Annotated in this window: 16 protein-coding genes; 2 read left to right on the forward strand and 14 right to left on the reverse strand. The window is 72.5% G+C overall.

Translation table 11 applies throughout. The features are described 5' to 3' along the window. Positions 1 to 13: 13 nt before the first annotated feature. The 5 genes from KJK29_RS34275 to KJK29_RS34295 all read right to left on the reverse strand — a co-directional run bounded on the left by KJK29_RS34275 (position 14) and on the right by KJK29_RS34295 (position 7,010). Positions 14 to 2,923: an ATP-binding protein gene (locus KJK29_RS34275; protein ID WP_215123057.1), complete on the reverse strand. Its 2,910-nt coding sequence runs from the start codon at positions 2,921 to 2,923 to the stop codon at positions 14 to 16. 209 nt (positions 2,924 to 3,132) lie between these two features. Further along, complete coding sequence (locus KJK29_RS34280) at positions 3,133 to 4,140, reverse strand: (-)-alpha-amorphene synthase (protein WP_215123058.1); 1,008 nt, start codon at positions 4,138 to 4,140, stop codon at positions 3,133 to 3,135. Then, positions 4,124 to 5,608 (reverse strand): cytochrome P450, encoded by a 1,485-nt coding sequence (locus KJK29_RS34285; RefSeq protein WP_215123059.1) that lies wholly within the window; start codon positions 5,606 to 5,608, stop codon positions 4,124 to 4,126. Before KJK29_RS34285 ends, KJK29_RS34280 begins: the two co-directional genes overlap by 17 nt. A 473-nt stretch (positions 5,609 to 6,081) precedes the next feature. Beyond that, positions 6,082 to 6,555 (reverse strand): SRPBCC family protein, encoded by a 474-nt coding sequence (locus tag KJK29_RS34290; RefSeq protein WP_215123060.1) that lies wholly within the window; start codon positions 6,553 to 6,555, stop codon positions 6,082 to 6,084. Positions 6,556 to 6,590: 35 nt separating this feature from the next. After that, on the reverse strand, positions 6,591 to 7,010 hold the full coding sequence (locus KJK29_RS34295) for a DUF779 domain-containing protein (RefSeq protein ID WP_215123061.1): 420 nt from the start codon (positions 7,008 to 7,010) through the stop codon (positions 6,591 to 6,593). A gap of 103 nt (positions 7,011 to 7,113) precedes the next feature. On the opposite strand from KJK29_RS34295, the gene KJK29_RS34300 reads away from it, so the two are divergent. Next, positions 7,114 to 7,869, forward strand: coding sequence for a thioesterase II family protein (locus KJK29_RS34300; protein WP_215123062.1), 756 nt, complete (start codon positions 7,114 to 7,116; stop codon positions 7,867 to 7,869). Position 7,870: 1 nt separating this feature from the next. On the opposite strand, the gene KJK29_RS34305 is transcribed toward KJK29_RS34300, so the two are convergent. From KJK29_RS34305 to KJK29_RS34340, 8 genes are all read right to left on the reverse strand, one after another. Next, the gene (locus KJK29_RS34305) at positions 7,871 to 8,515 is read right to left on the reverse strand and encodes a LuxR C-terminal-related transcriptional regulator (RefSeq protein WP_215123063.1); all 645 of its coding nucleotides are present in this window, start codon (positions 8,513 to 8,515) and stop codon (positions 7,871 to 7,873) included. Then, positions 8,503 to 9,684 (reverse strand): sensor histidine kinase, encoded by a 1,182-nt coding sequence (locus KJK29_RS34310; protein ID WP_215123064.1) that lies wholly within the window; start codon positions 9,682 to 9,684, stop codon positions 8,503 to 8,505. Before KJK29_RS34310 ends, KJK29_RS34305 begins: the two co-directional genes overlap by 13 nt. Then, positions 9,681 to 10,523 (reverse strand): SDR family oxidoreductase, encoded by an 843-nt coding sequence (locus KJK29_RS34315; RefSeq protein WP_215123065.1) that lies wholly within the window; start codon positions 10,521 to 10,523, stop codon positions 9,681 to 9,683. The genes KJK29_RS34310 and KJK29_RS34315 overlap by 4 nt, the downstream gene beginning before the upstream one ends. Positions 10,524 to 10,595: 72 nt before the next feature. Then, positions 10,596 to 11,783 carry an NAD(P)/FAD-dependent oxidoreductase gene (locus KJK29_RS34320; RefSeq protein WP_215123066.1) on the reverse strand — a complete coding sequence of 396 codons (1,188 nt, stop codon included), beginning with the start codon at positions 11,781 to 11,783 and terminating at the stop codon, positions 10,596 to 10,598. After that, the gene (locus KJK29_RS34325) at positions 11,780 to 11,977 is read right to left on the reverse strand and encodes a ferredoxin (protein WP_215123067.1); all 198 of its coding nucleotides are present in this window, start codon (positions 11,975 to 11,977) and stop codon (positions 11,780 to 11,782) included. The genes KJK29_RS34320 and KJK29_RS34325 overlap by 4 nt, the downstream gene beginning before the upstream one ends. A gap of 35 nt (positions 11,978 to 12,012) precedes the next feature. Next, positions 12,013 to 13,254, reverse strand: coding sequence for a cytochrome P450 (locus tag KJK29_RS34330; RefSeq protein ID WP_215123068.1), 1,242 nt, complete (start codon positions 13,252 to 13,254; stop codon positions 12,013 to 12,015). Between the two features lie 66 nt (positions 13,255 to 13,320). After that, positions 13,321 to 13,698 carry a hypothetical protein gene (locus tag KJK29_RS34335; protein ID WP_215123069.1) on the reverse strand — a complete coding sequence of 126 codons (378 nt, stop codon included), beginning with the start codon at positions 13,696 to 13,698 and terminating at the stop codon, positions 13,321 to 13,323. Positions 13,699 to 13,827: 129 nt separating this feature from the next. Then, positions 13,828 to 15,297: an MFS transporter gene (locus tag KJK29_RS34340; RefSeq protein WP_215123070.1), complete on the reverse strand. Its 1,470-nt coding sequence runs from the start codon at positions 15,295 to 15,297 to the stop codon at positions 13,828 to 13,830. Between the two features lie 95 nt (positions 15,298 to 15,392). On the opposite strand from KJK29_RS34340, the gene KJK29_RS34345 reads away from it, so the two are divergent. After that, positions 15,393 to 15,920 (forward strand): MarR family winged helix-turn-helix transcriptional regulator, encoded by a 528-nt coding sequence (locus tag KJK29_RS34345; RefSeq protein ID WP_215123071.1) that lies wholly within the window; start codon positions 15,393 to 15,395, stop codon positions 15,918 to 15,920. An 18-nt stretch (positions 15,921 to 15,938) separates the two neighbouring features. Here KJK29_RS34345 and KJK29_RS34350 read toward each other — a convergent pair whose 3' ends face one another. Next, positions 15,939 to 18,347: a SpoIIE family protein phosphatase gene (locus KJK29_RS34350; RefSeq protein WP_215123072.1), complete on the reverse strand. Its 2,409-nt coding sequence runs from the start codon at positions 18,345 to 18,347 to the stop codon at positions 15,939 to 15,941. Positions 18,348 to 18,361: the final 14 nt, after the last annotated feature.

Consider the following 18,361-nt stretch of genomic DNA (forward strand, 5'->3'; position numbering starts at 1 on the left):
GCCCCCGGGCTCGCTACCGCCCCGGCCGGGCGCGGTTCTCCAGGGCGTCGGCGAGGCCCGCCGGGTCCGTGCCGAGTTTGCGGTACACGGAGGACAGCAGGTGGCGTACGCCCTGTTCGGTGATTCGCAGGTCCTTCGCGACCACCGTTGCCGGGTGGCCCTGGGCTGTCTTCTCGGCGGCGCGGCGTTCCGGGCCCGTCAGTATGTCCGTCTGCGGGTAGCGCAGGGGCAGCGGGCGCAGGCCCGCGGCGGAGAGTTCCCGCCTGGCCCGGTCGGCCAGTCCCTCGGCACCGCAGTGCACCGCTCCCTCCAGGCCCTGGTAGAGCCGGTCGGCGGCGTCGTGCAGCCGGCCGTTGCGGACGAGCGCGGCGCCATGGCTCACCAGGGCGTGGGCCAGTTCGTACGCGGCGGGCGACCGCTCCAGATGATCGACGGCCTGTGTGTGCAGATCGAGCCCCGCCTGCCCGCCCGTGACCTCCGCCTGGACCCGCAGCGCCTGGCCGATCGCCGACGCCGCGCCGAAGTCCCGGGCTCGCTTGGTGGCGTCCTCGGCGTGCAGCACCGCCTGGTCGGGAGCGGTGCGGGCGAGTGCCGAGGCCAGCCCGAGCTGCCAGGGGCACCAGGAGGGGTTGTGCCAATCCCGTCCCTCCAGCCAGTTCCCGACCCTGGCCAACAGGCGTGCCGCCTCGGAGAGCCGGCCCTCGGCCAGGAGCAGTTCGGCGTAGACCGTGCGCGGGTCGGGGAAGATGACGGCGTTGGGGACGACGTCGCCGTAGTGGTAGCTGTCGGCGAGCCGGCGCGCGTCGGTGGTCCGCCCGCGCGCCAGCAGGATCTGGATGAGGATGCCGATGGCGAACCACTGCGCGGGCACCGCTCCCTCGACGCGCTCGGCCGTGTCCAGCCCGGCCCGCACCAGTTCCTCGGCCTCCGGGAGGCAGCCCCGGCGGTAGCGGATGTAGCCCAGCAGCGTCTGGCCCTGCGCCAGATGGGAGCCCCGCCACCCCCGGTGCTCGCACTCGGCCATCCCCTCGGCGAAGAGTTCCTCGGCCCGCCGCGGCTGGTCGCAGTACATGAACAGCAGGGCGACCGCCGCGGGCACCTCGAAGCCGCGGTTCTCGTCGGTCCAGCTCATCCCTCCGCTCAGCGCCTCCTCGGCAAACCCGAGGGCGCTTTGCCGCGGCTCGCCGCGCACCAGGGCGTCCCACGCCCGCAGACCGAGGATGTAGCGCTCCTCCAGGCCCCGTCCGGTCAGCATTCCGGCCAGCTTCGCCAGCCTGCGCGAGCGGGCGGAGGAGTCCGGCTCGTCGGCGCGGAAGGCGCTCCAGACGAAGTGATCCGCCTGCATGCGCAGTCGGACGCGCGGATTGGTGGCGCGCCGCGCCTCGTCGGCGGCCACGGTCGCGGCCTCGGTCAGCCGGTCGGTGTGGGCCAGCGCCTGCGTCAGCAGATAGACCATGGAGGCGCGCAGGTCCGGCTCGATTCCGGGTTCCTTCAGCGCCTCCCGGAGGTGGCTCACCGTGGCCGTGGGCTCGATCAGGAAGGTCGAGGAGGCCAGTTCGTGCAGCAGGGCGGCGCGGTCCGCGGCGGGCGGCGGTTCCCGCAACGCCCGGGTCAGCACCCGCCGGGCGGCCTCCGGGGCCCCGGCGCGGAGGTACTCCCGCGCGGCGGCGCGCAGGCACGCGACCGTCTCGGGCCGGGCGTCGCAGGGCACCTCCAGCAGGTGACGGGCGGCGGCGGTGGGGCTGGACTCGACCGTCCGGGCGGCGTTGGCGGCCGCGTCGTGCATGCCGACGCGCAGGCCCGAGGGGATGTCGCGGTAGACCGTCGTGGCGATCAGCGGATGGACGAACTCCAGCGCGCCCGCGGCCTCGTAGGCGTCCCTGAGGATGCGGCAGGCGCGCAGCTTCTCGGTCGCCTCCATGGCCTCCGCGCTGCCGACCACCGCGAGATCGGCGGCGGCCTCCGCTTCGAAGGGCCCGCCCAGGACGGCGCCGGCCCACGCGAAGCGGACCGTGCTCGGCCCGAGCCGCTTGAGCCGCTCGATCAGGCCCGGGCCCTTGACCGCCGCGGCGAGGTCCCGCATCACGGGCACCTCGTCCCGGGTTCCCCGCAGCCGCCGCTCGCGGAGCCTGATGGCCAGTTCGACGGTCTCGAAGGGGCTGCCGTTGGTGACCGTCCAGCACGCGCCGCAGAACTCGTCCTCGGCTTCCTCGCCCACTTCCTCCCTGATGATCCGCGCGACACCGGCCTCGCCGAGCGGGGACAGGACGTGCGGGCGCTGCTCATGGCGTTCGACGAGCGTGCGGAACGAGGGTGCGTCGGAGGGGAGTTCGTCCGGCCGGTAGCCCGCGACGACCAGGAGCGGAAGGTCCGCGACCCGGGGCGCGAACGACGCGAGCCAGTCGAGGGATTCGGCGTCGGCCCAGTGCAGGTCGTCCAAGAGCAGAACGACGGGGGAGTTCAGCATCGTCAGGCGCGTCATGACCCAGTCGAGGCCGTCGCGCACTCCGGTCGGGTCCGGCATCCGGGCGGTGTCCGTCGCCTCGAGACCGAGCGCGGCGCCGACGATGTCGTACCAACTGCCCAGGAAATCCCGGCGCTCCGGCCCGCTCATCTGGGCCAGGACGGGCTGCATGACCTGACGGACGACACGGAACGCCAGCCCCTGCTCGTTCTCGCCGCCCTTGCCCGAGAACACCGTGAACCCCTGTGCGGCGGCGCGGGCGCGCGCCGCCGCGATCAGTGTCGTCTTGCCCAGCCCGGCCTCACCCGTGAAGGCGAGCAGCCCGCCGCGCGGTACCCGGGGCACGCCGTCCACGGTGTCCCGGAGTCCCGCCAGTGCGTGATCGATGGCCTGGAGTTCCTCGTCGCGTTCGAGGAGAGGCCGGTGTTCGGTGATCGGTTGCCGCAGCCCATGGGCCATGTGATCTACCGCTTCCTGTCGTTGCTCCCCGCCGGACGGGGCGAGCGTACGCCCGGAAACAGGTCGTTTGGCCCGGACGTAATAGGAGGTAGACAGGGTGAGTGAATTTCCGGCGGTAGTGCTTTGAGTGCCCACCTTTCGGGGTAGCGTGGTCCGTTTCCGCCCCTTTCGGGGTTCCTGCGGGGGGCCGCGACCGGTCGGACGGACGGTCAGAGCCCTGCGGGTGCCGCCATCGTGTCGGCGTACCGCGGCACGGTGCGGGACCAGAAGTAGCAACCGCGGATCCAGCCGGCCATGCCCTCCACATAGCCGACGCCGGACGGGCTCAGCTCCGGCCCGATCTCGCCGTAGAGCTCCTCGAACTCGCGGATCGTGCGGTTGATGTGCCGTGCGGCCAGGGTGACGGCCACCGGCAGGGAGCACCGGTGGGTCCTCTGGTAGGCGAGGGCCAGGTTGATCATGCCGCCCGCGCGCTGTTCCTTCACCGCGGAGAAGAGGTCGGGTATCCACACCGCCGCGTCGGCCGACAACCGGCTCAGGCGTCGCATGACGGGGTGGTGGATCTCCTGCGGCGTCAGTTCGCACGGCTGCGCGGCCTCGCACAGCGGGTAGAACGGCTGGACGCCGGCGATGAGGGAACGAATGTCCCGGCACAGTCCGCTGCCCACCGGGTCGGAGTCGACCTGGGCCACCGCCTCGTACAGGAGGCCGTGCACATACTCACGGCTGTACCAGGCCCAGCGCGCGGCCTGATCGGGTGTGCACCGCTCCCGGACCTGTCGGTACAGGTCGGTCAGGGCCGCCCCGAGCGGGGTGGTGGGCGGGCGGCCGTCGCGCAGGATCGCGATGCTCTCGCTCAGCATGGGCAGCAGCCGGGCGGGCGAGCGCCGCCCGACGTCCTCCGCCCGGTCGTCGAAGACGAACTGGTAGGCGATCTGATTGGCCACGATCTGGAGGAGCCCGGAATCCATGGACGGACTGTTGCAGGCGGCGAGTTCGGCGGGACGTGTGTAGGAGATCATGGCCGCCACCGCCGGGTCGTCGGTCAGCCCCCAGGTACTCAGCCATGCGTCGACGCCCGCCGACGCTTCCAAGGCGTGGGGATTGCGTTCGAACGGGAACGGCATGTAGAGGTTCGCGTCGATCAGTTCCCGCAGATCGACCGCCCGAGTTTTCTCCTGCGCGGCGAGCGTTATTTCCTCATGCGCCGTGGACATCGTTGCCACCTGCCGTTCGGGAGTTGTGGGCGACGGGGCAGACATCTGTCCGGGGTGCGATGGAATCCGCCCGGGGCGGTGTGCCCGCCGTCTTCCTGACGCGCGGTTCGCAGGTCATGACCAGTCCCCGCGGGCCCAACGACGCCGCGGGACGCAGCCGTTCCTCGTAGCCGGGCAGATGGCGCAGTCGCCAGTGGCGGGCGATGAACGCGACGGCCACCATGGCCTCGGTGAGGGCGAGTGTCTCCCCGATGCATTTCCGGCGGCCCGCTCCGAACGGGATCATCGCTCCGGGGCGGACCGCGACGGCCTGCCCGGGCAGCCAGCGGTCGGGGAGGAAGCGGTCGGGGTCGGGGAACAGGGCGGGGTCGTGGTGCAGGAGGTACGGGCTGAACACGATCGTGGCGCCCGGCGGGAGCAGCTGCCCGGCGAGCCGCGTCTCCTTCGTGGTGACGCGGGTGAAGAGCCAGCCGGGCGGGCGGTGGCGCAGTGTCTCGGTGAGGACGGACCGTGTGTGGACGAGGCGCGGCAGTTCGTCGGGACCGGGCGGCCGTCCCGAGGCGAGCACCGCGTCCACCTCGGCGTGCAGCCGACGTTCCTCCTCGGGGTGGCGCCCCAGCAGTTCCAAGGCGGAGGAGAGGCACAGGGCGGTGCTCTCGGCGCCGGCGAACATCAGTGTGATCACCTGGCCGTGGACTTCCCTGTCGGTGATCGCCGGCTCCCCGCCGTCCCCGCGGGCGGCCGCCAGCAGGGTGCCCAGCAGATCGTCCCGGTCGTCCCGGGCGGCGCCTCGCCGGCGCTCGGCGACAGCCGCGTCGACGATCGCGCGCAGACGGTCGGAGGCGTGCCGGTAGCGCCGGTTCGCCGGAGTGGGAATCCGGAACAGGGCGTCGACGGGCATCACCGTACGGACGAACATGCCGCGCACCACGGTGGCCAGGCAGCCGCGCATCTCGGCGGCGGTCGCGGCGTCGAGCGAGTCGGAGAAGAGGAGGCGGCTGATCACGCGGGTCGACAGGTCCATCATGGCCGCGCTGACGTCGACCGGCCCTCCGCCCCGCCAGCCGCGGCACACCGACTCCACCTCCTCGCCCATCAGGTGCACCTGGTCGGCGACGCGGGCCTTGCGGAAGCCGGGCTGGAGCAGCCTGCGCTGGCGCCGGTGGTCCTGGTGGCGGCAGGTGCCGACGCCGTCCCCCAGCAGCATCCGCAGCCGGTCGTAGAGCGGGCCGCCCTTGTCGAACGTCTCCGGGTCCCCTAGTACCTGGTGGACGAGATCCGGGTGACAGGCCATCCAGGCTCGCTGGGGACCCAGGCGTATTTCGACCAGATCCCCGTGCGCGGGCAGAGATTCCAGAAAAGCCAGCGGGCGACGGACCAAGTCGATACCGTGGCCCAGGAATGGGAATATGCCTGGAGCAGTGCCCACTGTCCAATTTCGGGCCGGTCCGGGAACGGAGCCGCTCATCGAATACCACCTGCCTCGGTCGGCACACGGGATTGCGCTGCTGTCGCGTCGATTTGACGCTCGCCACAGTCCTGCCCAGTGAAATCCGCCGACGGCTCGCCGAATCCTTTCTCCATAGGGGCGCACGGAAGCACGGAGGGGCGTCGAGGGCATCACGATTGCTTCGTGCATTCAGTTGGTCAATGCGTTTCTGTGCACGGAGAAATCCGTGTTCCGGCTGTGCTCCTGAAGGGCACGGCAGTCGCCCCATGTGCCTGGCATGAACATGGAAATCGGCCGGGTGGGCCGTCCGGCTGTACGGCTGCCGCCCCGAGGATTCCGGCCAGCAGCGCGGAGACGAAGTTGCCGTCGCTCGCTCCGGCGCCGGCGGTCTCCCGCAGGGCGCCTTCCCAGTTCCGCCGCGGCCGCGCGGGCCTGCCAGAACAGGAGCTGCGAGGCGGGCGCTGGGACCTCGGCGAACGACGCCCCGCGCCTTAGCCGGCGCTCGGGCCCGTCTCGACGTACCGGGCCAGATTCGCCAGGGCCATGCGCGTGCCCGTCTCGTTGTCCGCGGCGGGCACGGCGTCGGGGATGCCCTCGTGGACCACGAGGACGTCGGTGCCACCGCCCTGCGCGTCGGTGAGCGTCGTCGTCATGGTCATCGGGCCGGACATGGCGGGGTCGGCGGACTCGAACGCGAGCACCTCGACCACCTGCTCGTCGGGCACGAGCCGCGCGAAGTGGCCGTGGTACGTGTCGGTGTGCGCGGCCGATTTCCCGGTGGCGCCGGGTGCGTCGTACGTCAGCGAGACACGGAACCGGCCGCCCTCGCGCGCGTCGAACTCGTGCACCTCGGCGCGCATGTCGTCCGGCACCCGCCAGCGCTCGACCGCCTCCGCGCTCAGCAGCGCCCGGTAGACGGCCGGACGCGGCGCGTCGACATGGCCCGAGACCCGCGTCGTGTACATGCGCCCACCCTACGGCGACACGCGCACCCGGCCGTTCAGGCCCGGCCGGGCTCCTCCGCCCCGGTCGGCAGCGGTGGCTCCGCCTCGATGTGCCGCAGCTCCTCGTCGGTGAGCAGCCGGGAGCGGATCAGGAAGCGGACGCCCTCCGGGGCCTCCAGGGAGAAGCCGCTGCCTCGGCCGGGGACGACGTCCACGGTGAGATGGGTGTGCGACCAGTACGTGTACTGGTCGCCGCTCATCCAGAACGGGGTGTCCCCGGCCACCTGCCCCAGCAGGACGTCCGAGCCGCCGACCCGGAACTCACCGCGCGGGTAGCACATCGGGGCACTGCCGTCGCAGCAGCCGCCGGACTGGTGGAACATCACCGGCCCGTGCGCCCCGGTCAGCTTCCGCAGCAGTTCCTCGGCTGCCGGTGTCAGTTCGACGCGTTCCGTGCGGGTGGGGTGGTTCGTCATGCGATCCCTCCTGGCCGGTCGGTCCGTCTATCTTGGCAATCGGATACCAGCATGTCGTTCCGAGCACGAGAAGTCGTTCCGAGCATGAGAACAGGAAGGCCCCATGACCGCCACCGATCCGTGGATACGACGCTTCTTCCCGAGCCCCGACGCCCCCGTACAACTCATCTGCCTGCCCCACGCGGGCGGTTCGGCGTCCTTCTTCCGGCCGGTGGCCCAGGCGTTGACCCCCCGGGTCGAGGTGCTCTCCGTCCAGTACCCGGGCCGTCAGGACCGGCACAACGAGCCCATGATCGACACTATCGACGGTCTCGCGGACCATGTCAGCCGGGCCGTGACGCGCACGGTCGACCGCCCCTTCGCCCTGTTCGGGCACAGCATGGGAGCGACCCTGGCCTTCGAGGTCGCCGTACGGCTGGAGCGGGCCGGGCGATTCGCCGAGCGGGTCTTTGTCTCGGGCCGCCGCGCACCGTCGTGCCGGCGCGACGAGCGGGTGCACCGGCGGGACGACGCCGGGATCATCGCCGAGCTGCGCGGACTCAGCGGCACCGACCAGCGCATCTTCGGGGACGAGGAGCTGATGCGCATGATCCTGCCGGCCCTGCGCAACGACTACCGCGCGGTGGAGACCTATGTGTGGGCGTCGGACCACCGCCTCCGCAGCCCCCTCACCGCGCTGACCGGAGACGACGACCCCAAGGCGAGCCACGACGAGGTACGGGCCTGGAGCGCCCACACCGAAGGCGACTTCGAGATGAAGCGCTACCCCGGCGGGCACTTCTTCCTCATCGACCACGCGCCGGACGTGATCGGCGTCATCGGTGACCGGCTGGCCCGGCCCGCCCCGACCCCGCGCTGACTCACCGTCCGTTCAGATACGCCAGGACGGCCAGCACCCTGCGGTGACCGCTGTCGCCGGTCGGGAGGCCGAGCTTCAGGAACACATTGCCGATGTGCTTGCTGACGGCGCGTTCGGTGACGACGAGGGTCCGCGCGATGGTGGTGTTGTCATGGCCCTGGGCCATCAGTTTCAGCACCTCGCGCTCGCGCGGCGTCAGCGAGTCCAGGGGTGAGTCGCGGCGCCGGGTGAGCAACTCGGTGACCACCTCCGGGTCCAGGGCCGTACCACCGCCCGCGACCCGGTCCAGCGCCTCCAGGAACTCGTCCACCCGGCCCACCCGGTCCTTGAGCAGATAACCGACCCCGCTCGCCCCGCCGCCCAGCAACTCGGCGGCGTACGACTCCTCCACGTACTGCGAGAGCACCAGCACGGGCAGTCCTGGCATCCTCTCGCGGGCCTCCAGGGCTGCGCGCAGGCCCTCGTCCCGGAAGCCCGGCGGCATCCGGACGTCGAGCACGGCCGCGTCCGGACGGTGTTCGAGCAGCGCCGGGAGAACCTCGGGACCGGTACGGGCGACGGCCGCCACCTCGTGCCCGGCCGAGGTCAGCAACAGCACGAGCCCTTCTCTGAGCAGGGCGTTGTCCTCGGCGATCACCACACGCACGGCAGCTCCACTTCGATCACGGTCGGCCCCCCGACGGGGCTGGTCACGGTCACGCTCCCGTCCAGGGCGGCGACGCGGCGGCGGATGCCCGGCAGCCCGGAGCCGCCACCGGACTCGTCCGCGCCGCCCACGCCCTCGTCCCGGACGACGGCGCGCAGCCCGGTGCGCAGCCGTTCCAGAACGACCGACGCCCGGTCGGCGCCGCTGTACTTGGCGGCGTTGGTGAGGGCCTCCGCCACGGCGAAGTAGGCCGCCGCCTCGATCGCGGCCGGGGCCCGGACCCCCTCGCCCTCCAGACCGTCCACCCGCACGGCCACCTCGAGTCCACTGATCGCGGCCAGCGCCCGCACCGCACCGATCAGACCCCGGTCGGTGAGGATCGGCGGATGGATGCCGCGGACCACGTGCCGCAGCTCGGTCAGCGCCTCCTCGGCCTGGTCCTGCGCGTCGGCCAGCAGCCGCTGCGCGGCCCGCGGGTCATGGTCGTAGGCGCGTACGGCCAGCCCGATCCGCATGGACAGCGCCACCAGCCGGGCCTGCGCCCCGTCGTGCAGATCCCGCTCGATACGGCGCAGTTCGGCCCCGTGCGCCGCGATCGCGTCCGTCCGGGTGGCGGCCAGCTCCTCGACCCGGGCGGCCAGCCGTGCCCGGGGCGAGGGCTTGAGCAGGGCCTCCGACCAGCCGGCCTCCACATCGGCGAGGCGGGTGATCCACGGCAGGACGAGCGCCGCACGGCGCCCCAGCCCGCACCGCACGCCGTCGACCACCAGCCCCAGCGGCCACAGGGGCAAGGCCAGGAAGAACAGGGCCCCATAGACATACGAGGCCGCCATCCAGCGCAGATCGGTCAGGGTGCCGGGGTCCCGGACCGCGATCCGCAGCCGCTTGCGCAGCGGGCCGGTGACCGGCTCGTACGCCTCGGGGATCTCCCGGCCCGTCCAGGCCGTCACCAGGGTGCGCTTCGCCCCGGCGATCCGGCGGATCAGCAGCACCGTCTCGGGCAGCAGCCACGCCCCGACGACGGAGACCGTGGCGATCGCCGTGATGAGCAGCACGGTGATGAACAGGTAGAGGCCGAAGGCCAGCAGGGCGGCGAGGAACAGGTGGAGCGTGGCCCGCCCCGCCTGCCCCAGCGCCCTGCCCCAGCGGGCCGGTTCGGCCACCGTCATCCGGGGCGCCGCATGTGGCGGCGGATCCAGGCGGCCTGCCCGCCGTCGACGAGCAGATCGGTGCCGGTGATGTAGCGCGCCTCGGGGCCGGTGAGGAAGGCCACCGCGTCGGCGATCTCGCCCGGTGTGCCCGGCCGGCCCGCCCCGCACGCGTCGAGCATCTTCAGCATGTGCCCGTCGGCGTCCGAGTCGGCCTCCGCCTTCGCCATCGCGGTGGCGATGACACCGGGGCTGAGGGTGTTGACGCGGGCGCCGAGCCGATTCCAGGCGAGGGCGGCGGCCTGCACACGGACGTGGTTGGCGCGCTTGGCGAGGATGTAGGCGGCGGTCGCGTCGTCACCGAGGCCGGTGACGGCGTCGAGACCGAGCAGCTCCTCGGCGGGAGCCGTCGCCAGGGCGGCCTCGTCCTCGGCGCTGATCGAGGCCATGTGCCCGGCCAGACTGGCGACACAGACGAGCGAGGTGCCTCTGACGGCCACCTTCTCGAACGCCTCGATCACATACACCGTGCCGAGCAGGTCCACATCGAGGATCCTGCGGACCGAGGCCGTCGCGGCGGCGACCCCGGCGGTGTGCACCACGGCGGTGATCCGGCCCAGTTCCGCCGCGACTCTCGCGAGTTCCTCGACCGAGGCACGGTCGGAGACGTCGGTCGGGACGCCGCGCACCTCGTATCCCTCGGCGCTCAGCTCCGCCACGACCTGATCGAGCCGTTCGCGCGAGTGGTCGGCGATGATCAGCGTCCGTCCGCTGCCCAGACGGCGCGCGACCGCCGTTCCCATCCCGCCCGCTCCGGTGACGACGACCACGTCGCGCGGGTCGTCCGTACGGTTCTGCATCTGCGCTCTCCTTCGCTGAAAGGGCGGGGGCGACAACGGGGCCGCCCCCGCCGGGAGTCGGGGAACCTGAGGTCAGGCCGCCTCGGTGCCGGCGGCCGGTACGGCGTCGCGCCAGGCCGTTCCGCCCGCGATGGCCTGCCGCCAGCCGCGGACGGCCTTGGGCGGCATGCCGACCGCCAAGGCACCGGTCAGGCGGTCGCCCGTGCGATAGGCGGCCACGAACCTGCGTTCGGCCAAGTCGCCTTCCACGACGGCGACTTCGTCGTGCCCGCGCAGGTAGCCGTACGCCTGGATCTTCATGTCGTACTGGTCGGACCAGAAGTACGGCACCGGCGCGAACGGCCTGCGCGCATCCGGTGCGGCGAGCAGATTGCGGGCGGCGGCCATGCCCTGCTCGGCGGCGTTCGTACGGTGCTCGATCCGCATCGACGTCCCGAACAGCGGGTTGTCCCAGCGGGCCACGTCCCCGGCCGCGTACACACCCGGAGCGGCTGCGCAGTACGCGTCGCAGAGCACCCCGTCGCCGACCGCGAGCCCGCTGCCCGCCAGCCACTCGGTGTTGGGCAGCGAGCCGATGGCGACCAAGACCGCGTCGGCCTCGACCGGCTCGCCGTCCGCGAGCCGTACGCCCCCGTCGGTCACCTCGGTCACGGTGACGCCGGTGCGCAGCTCCACGTCGTGGTCGAGGTGGGCCCGCGAGAGCACCCGGCCGACCTCGTGGCCGACGGCGTGCGCCAGCGGCACGGGAGCCGGTTCCAGAAGGGTCACCCGGGCGCCCAGCCCCTGCGCCACCGCGGCGGCCTCGGCACCGAGGAACCCGGCGCCCACCACGACCAGCCGGCAGCCCGGCCTCAGCCGCTCGCGCAGCGCCAGGGCGTCGTCCAGGGTGCGCAGCACATGGGCGCCCGCGTCACCGGGCAGCCGCCGGGGACGCACCCCGGTGGCCACGATCAGCCCGTCGTAGGGCACCCGACCCCCGTCGGCCAGACACACCGTACGGTCCGTCATGTCCAGCCCGGTCGCGGCCGTCCCCAGCCGCAGGTCGAGGCCGAGCGCGTCGAGGTCGGACGGCGGGCGCAGCGGCAGACGCTCGGCCGGCCACTCGCCGGAGAGGATCTGTTTGGACAGCGGGGGACGGTCGTACGGGGCGCGCGGCTCGTCACCGACGAGGGTGAGCGTGCCGTCGAAGCCCGTCCGGCGCAGTGTCTCCGCCGCCGCGAGTCCGGCGGCCGAGGCGCCGACGACCACGACCCGCCTCACGACTGCACCAGCCGGATCGCGGCGGCCGGGCAGATCGCCACGGCCTCCTCCACCTCGCCGCGCAGCTCCTCGCCGGGCCGCTCCTCCAGCAGGATCGCCACACCGTCGTCGTCCCGCTGGTCGAAGACGTCAGGGGCGGCCATCACGCACTGGCCCGACGCCACGCACTTCGGAACGTCCAGTTCCACACGCATCGTTGTCACCTCGGTTCTTCTCGGAGAGTGGGTGGTCACCAGGCCACGGGCAGGCTGTGCACGCCGTAGGTGGTCCCGGTGTGGTCGAACTCCAGGTCCTCGATCGCCGCGTCCAGCCGCAGGGTCGGGATGCGGCGGTAGAGGGTGCCGTAGACGACCTGGAGTTCCAGGCGGGCCAGGTTCTGGCCGAGGCACTGGTGGGGGCCGTAGCCGAAGGCCTGGTGGATTCGGGCCGGGCGGGTGATGTCGAGGCGCTCGGCCTCGGGGAAGACCTCCGGGTCCCAGTTCGCGGCGTGCAGGTCGAAGATGATGCCGTCGCCCTTGCGGATGACGACGTCACCGATTTCGATGTCGTCCTTGGCGACCCGGCGTACGCCGGTCTGGACGATGGACAGATAGCGCAGCACCTCGTCGACCGCGTTCGCGATCAGCTTCGGGTCGTCGGTCTCGCGCAACAGGGCGAGCTGGTCGGGGTGCTGGAGCAGGGCGAGGGTGCCGAGGCTGATCATCGTCGCGGTGGTCTCATGGCCGGCGATCAGCATCGCCACGCCCATGTGCACGGCCTCGCTGTGTGTCATCTCGCCGGCCTGGACACGGCCGGCCATCTCCGACAGCACGTCGTCGTCCGGGTCGGCCGTCTTCAGCTTGATGAGGTTGTCCAGGTAGGCGGCGAGCGCGCCGCTGGCCTTCCTGGCCTCCTCCGGCGCCGCCGAACCGTCCAGCACCAGGCTGCTGCTGCGCTGGAAGAAGTCGTGGTCCTCGTACGGCACTCCGAGCAGTTCGGCGATGACCAGGGACGGCACCGGCAGCGCGATCGCCTTGAGCAGATCGACCTGGCCGGGGCCGGCGAGCATCCGGTCGATCAGCTCGTCGACGATCTTCTGGACCGGCTCGCGCATCTTCTCGATCCGCTTGACCACGAACGGCCCGTTCACGGTCCGCCGCAGCCGCGTGTGCTCCGGGGCGTCCGTGTTGGTGATCAGCCGCGGGGTGATCGGCGCGATCTCCGCCCGGTGCGCGTTGACGTACGGGAAGCCGGGGTCGAGGTCGTCGTCGCTGACGCGGGAGTCGGGCAGCAGGGCCCGCTGGTCGGCGTGGCGGGTGACCAGCCAGGGCGTACTGCCGTTCCAGATCCGCACCTTGGTGATCGGCTTCTCGTTCCGCAGTTCCTGGGCGACCGGGGCCGGGGCCAGCGGGCACTGTTCGGCGCGCGGCAGCGGGTACTCGGGCAGCGGGCCGGTGGCGCCGGTGACGGGGCAGGACAGGGCATCGGACATGGCGTCTCCTCGGTGAGTCGGTGAGGTGGGGTGGGGGAGGGGAAGGTTCAAGAAGGTCGCGGAGTCTCAGGCGTGGGCCGCGTTCCGGTGGCCGGCGACGATCCCGCCGGCCGCGCCGAGTGAGACCAGCCCCATGGCGGCAGCGGCGGCGATCGCCTTCACGCCGTCCAGGGCGACGTACATCGCCACGGCCGCACCGCCGTTGAACAGGAACAGGAACCACAGCGTGCCCGGCCTGGACAGGAAGCCCTTGATCCTCGGCTTCTTGGCGAGGCGCGTACCGGTGACGAGCGCGACGGCGGACCCGGCGACGGTGGCCACGTCCTTCTGGGTGCCGTCGAGGACCGCACCGGCGCCCAGGGCGGCGCCGAGACCGATGGTGAAGAGGCTCCAGAGCAGCAGGTCGGCGACGAAGGACTTGACGGTGGCGAGGAACGAGGACATGGAGGTACCTCTCGGGGTGGAATGCGGGGGAGGGAGGGGTGGCTCGGGCGTTTCCGGCCTGCTCACCACGATTCCGTCCGCCGCCTGCCGCGACGAGGGAGCGCGCTCCCGGACCGGGGGTGGAGCCTGCTACACCACGGCCGTCTCGGCGGGGGCTTCGGCCGGCTCGGCCGGTTCGCCCGCGGCCTGCCGTCGCGGCAGGAAGGAGGCGAGGAGGAAGGCCAGGAGGGCCGCTCCGGCGCCGATGGCCATGACCGTCTTGAAGCCGTTCTCGGAGGGCAGGGCATGGCCCCCGAAGTCGGTGGTGAGCTGCGCCAGGATGACGCCCGCGAGGGCGCTGGCGAACGACGTTCCCATGGAGCGCATCAGGGTGTTGAGGCTGTTGGCCGCCGCCGTCTCGGAGGCCGGCACCGCTGCCATGATCAGGGCGGGCATGGCCCCGTAGGCGAAACCGACACCGCCGCCGATGACACAGGCGACCAGGACGATGTGCCAGACCTCGGACATCAGCGCGAGGCTCAGCGCGTACCCGGCGGCCACGACGACCGCGCCGATCATCAGGGTGACCTTGGGGCCCTTCGCCTTGGTGAGGGCGGCGGAGACGGCGGACATGGCCATCATCACCAGCCCCTGCGGGGCCAGGATCAGGCCGACGGCCAGCATGGACTTGCCCAGCCCGTAGCCGGTCTGCTCGGGCAGCTGGAGGACCTGCGGCAGGACGAGCGACACGGCGAACATCGAGAAGCCGAGCGCGATCGAGGCGAGGTTGGTGAACAGCACCTGGCGGCGGGCGGTGGTGCGCAGGTCCACCAGCGGCTGGGCGGTGCGCAGTTCGTAGCGTCCCCACAGCAGGAAGACCACGACCGCGGTGGCGAACAGCCCCAGCGTCGTGCCGCTGGTCCAGCCCCAGTCGCCGCCCTTGGAGACGGCCAGCAGCAGGGAGACCAGCGCGGCGGACAGACCGAGGGCGCCGGGCAGGTCGAAGCTGCCGCCGGTGCGGACCTTCGACTCGGGCACGATCAGCACCAGCAGCGCCAGGGCGAGGACACCGAGCGCGGCGGAGATCCAGAACAGCATGTGCCAGTCGTAGCGGTCGGCGATGAAGGCGGCCGCGGGCAGGCCGAGGGCGCCGCCGACACCCAGGGAGGCGCTCATCAGGGCGGTGGAGCCGGCGAGCCGCTCGGCGGGCAGGACGTCCCGCATGATGCTGATGCCGAGCGGGACGACGGCCGCCGACAGGCCCTGGAGCGTGCGGCCGACGACCATCGGGACGAGCGAGTCGCTCAGGGCGCAGACGACCGAGCCGGACACCAGCAGCACGACGCTGACGAGCAGCAGGCGGCGCTTGCCGAACATGTCCCCGAGGCGGCCGACGACCGGGGTGGCGACGGCGGCGGCCAGCAGGGTGGCGGTGATCGCCCAGGCGGCGTTCGAGGGGGAGGCGTCCAGATAGCGGGGCAGCTCGGGAACGATCGGGATGACCAGGGTCTGCATCAGCGAGACCACGATCCCGGCGAAGGCCAGTACCCCGACCACGGCGTTCGATCTGGGCGGGGCGGACGATCCGGCCTTCGCGTGGCCGGTGACGGGGTGGGACATGGAAGCCCTCCGGGAGTGACGGGGAAGCGCGGTTGCTTGACTTAGGCAAGCAGATTCTCCTTGCCTAAGTCAAGCAACTTTCCTAGGCTGCACCCATGCCCACACCACATCCCGTGGCGGAGCCCGCCTCGACGGCGCTCGCCGAGATCGAGCAGGCCCTCACGCGCCTCACCCACCTGGCCGGCCGGGCCCGGCAGCACGAGCGGGTGATGGCCGAGTCGGGACTGGCCCTGGACCGGGCCGCCGCGGCGGTCCTGCAGCACATCGCCGGGGGCGAGCCGTCACGCCCCGGCGTACTGGCCGCCCGGCTGTCGGTGGAGGCCTCCCACGTCACTCGGCAGCTGCGGCACCTGGAGCGGGCCGGCTATGTCGTCCGCGTCGCCGACCCGGCCGACCGGCGCGCCCAGCTCGTCCGGCTCACCGGGGCCGGTCTGGCCGCCGTCGAGCGCATGCGGGAGGTCCGTCGGCGGGGCATGGAGATGGCGCTGTCCGACTGGACCCCCGGGGAGCTGCGGCAGCTCGCCGTGCTCCTCCGCAGGCTCCTCGACGACTTCGTCACGCACACCGAGAGCGCCCTCGACGCCGGATCTCCCACGCGCGGCGCGGGGGAGCGGCGGACGTAGGGCGCGGGGCCGGCCGCGTCAGCCGGACGTCTCGGCGGGCAGCGGCTGTTCCGCCCAGATCGTCTTGCCCGTGGCGGTCTGGCGGGTGCCCCAGCGGTCGGAGAGCTGGGCGACGAGGAGCAGGCCGCGTCCGCCCTCGTCGAAGACGCGGGCCCGGCGCAGATGGGGAGCGGTGTTGCTGCCGTCGGACACCTCGCAGATGAGGGTCGAGTCGCGGATCAGCCGCAGTTCGATGGGGGCGCCGCCGTAGCGCAGGGCGTTGGTGACCAGTTCGCTGACGATCAGCTCCGTGGTGAACGCCACCTCCGTCAGCCCCCAGTCGGACAGTTGTCCGCCCGCCAGTTTGCGGGCGCGGGCCACGGCGGCGGGGTCGGGCGGGAGCCGCCAGGTGTGCACCTGCCCGGCGTCGAGCGCGGCGGTCCGGGCCAGCATCAGCACGATGTCGTCGGCGGAACGGCCCGCCAGCACGGTGCGCAGCACCTGGTCACAGGTCTCCTCCAGCGCGTCGGCCGGGCTGCCCAGCGCCCGGCGCAGCAGGCCGAGCCCGACCTCGATGTCATGGTCGGCGGCCTCGATCAGCCCGTCGGTGTAGAGGGCGAGCAGGCTGTTCTCCTCCAGCCGCACCTCGGCCGACTCGAACGGCAGACCGCCCAGGCCCAGCGGCGGCCCGGCCGGCAGATCGAGAAACCGCACGTCGCCGTCGGGCGTGACCAGCGCAGGCTGCGGATGCCCGGCGCGGGCCATGGTGCAGCGGCGGGACACCGGGTCGTACACGGCGTACAGACAGGTCGCTCCGACCTGCCCCGACGCCTCCGCCGAGCGCCCGCGCACCTCCGGGCCCTCCTCCCGGTCGAGCCTCAGGACGAGATCGTCCAGCTGGGTGAGCAGCTCGTCGGGGGCGAGATCGACATCCGCGAGCGTCCGTACGGCGGTCCGCAGCCGTCCCATCGTGGCCGAGGCGTGGATGCCGTGGCCCACCACGTCGCCCACGACCAGGGCGACCCGGGCGCCGGACAGCGGGATCACGTCGAACCAGTCGCCGCCGATCTCCGCCCCGGAACCGGTCGGCAGATAGCGGTAGGCGACCTCCATCGCCGCCAGGTCCGGAGGCCGGTCGGGCAGCAGGCTGCGCTGGAGCGCCAGTGCCGTACGGCGTTCCCGGGTGTAGCGGCGGGCGTTGTCCACGCTCACCGCCGCCCTGGCCGCGATCTCCTCAGCGAGCAGCAGGTCGTCCTCGCTGAAGGGCTCCGGCGTCCGGTGCCGCAGGAAGTGCACCAGCCCCAGCGTCACGCCCCGGGCGCGCAGCGGCACCATCATCACCGAGTGGATCATGTGCTTGGCCACGGACTCGGCGCGGGCGGGCGAGGAGCTGATCCACTCCCGCATCCCCGGATCCCCCGGCCGGTGCCGGGAGCCCCGGCCGGCGACGAGCGTCCGCACCGGCAGCGTGCCCACCGGGTAGACGGTCGTGTCCCCGGAGGGGATCACCGACTCGGGGCAGCCCTCCAGCACCGATCGCTGCGCGGTGCGCCGTACGGTGACCGGCGCGTCCGGCGGCAGCGGTTCCGGCTCGTCCCCGAGGGCGACGGACTCCAGCAGGTCCACGGTGACGAAGTCCGCGAACCCGCTCACGGCCACCTCGGCCAGCTCGTCCGCCGTCCGGGCCACGTCCAGGGTGCTGCCGATGCGCAGGCTCGCGTCGTTGAGCACCGCCAGCCGGCGGCGGGCCCAGGACTGCTCCGTGGTGTCGAACACGGTCGCGGACAGCCCCTGGACCGTGCCGGTCTCGTCCTTCAGCGGCGACATGTACATGGACCAGGCGTGCCGCCGGGTCTCGCCCGGGGCCAGGCCGTGCTCCTCGTGGAAGATCATCTCGCCGGTGCGCAGGACCTCGTGCTGGAGGCGGTCGTACTCGTCGAAGGGCCAGCTGGGGTGGATCTCCCACAGCGTCAGGCCCCTCATCTCCTCCTCGGTCCGGCCCATCACCTGCGCCATGGTCGCGTTGGCGGCCACCAGCCGGGCCTCACGGTCGTAGACCGCCACCGGTACCGGGAGCTGGGAGAGCGTGAGGTCCCACAGGGGCGGGGCTTCCTGTCCGGCCCGTCGCGCCGTGTGCGCAGGTGCGATGCCGGTCACCAGCCAGAGCCGCTCGCGGTTCGCGTCCGTCAGGGGCGTTCCCTGCAGCCGCACCGCGACCCGGTCGCCGTCCCGGTGCCGCAGCGCCACCTCGCCCGCCCACCGCTGCCTGTCGGCCACATGTCGCCGGGTGGATTCCGGGAGGTCGGCGGTGAGCAGCTCGGTGACGGACCTGCCCACGATCTCGGCGGCGTCGTATCCGAGCAGGCGGCGGGCACCGTCGCTCCACGCCGTGATCGCCCCGCGGGCATCGACGACGACCGCGAGATCCTCCGGTACGCGTCCCTCCACGGTGCCGCCGAGTA

The sequence above is a fragment of the Streptomyces koelreuteriae genome (genome assembly GCF_018604545.1).
GTDB lineage: Bacteria > Actinomycetota > Actinomycetes > Streptomycetales > Streptomycetaceae > Streptomyces > Streptomyces koelreuteriae.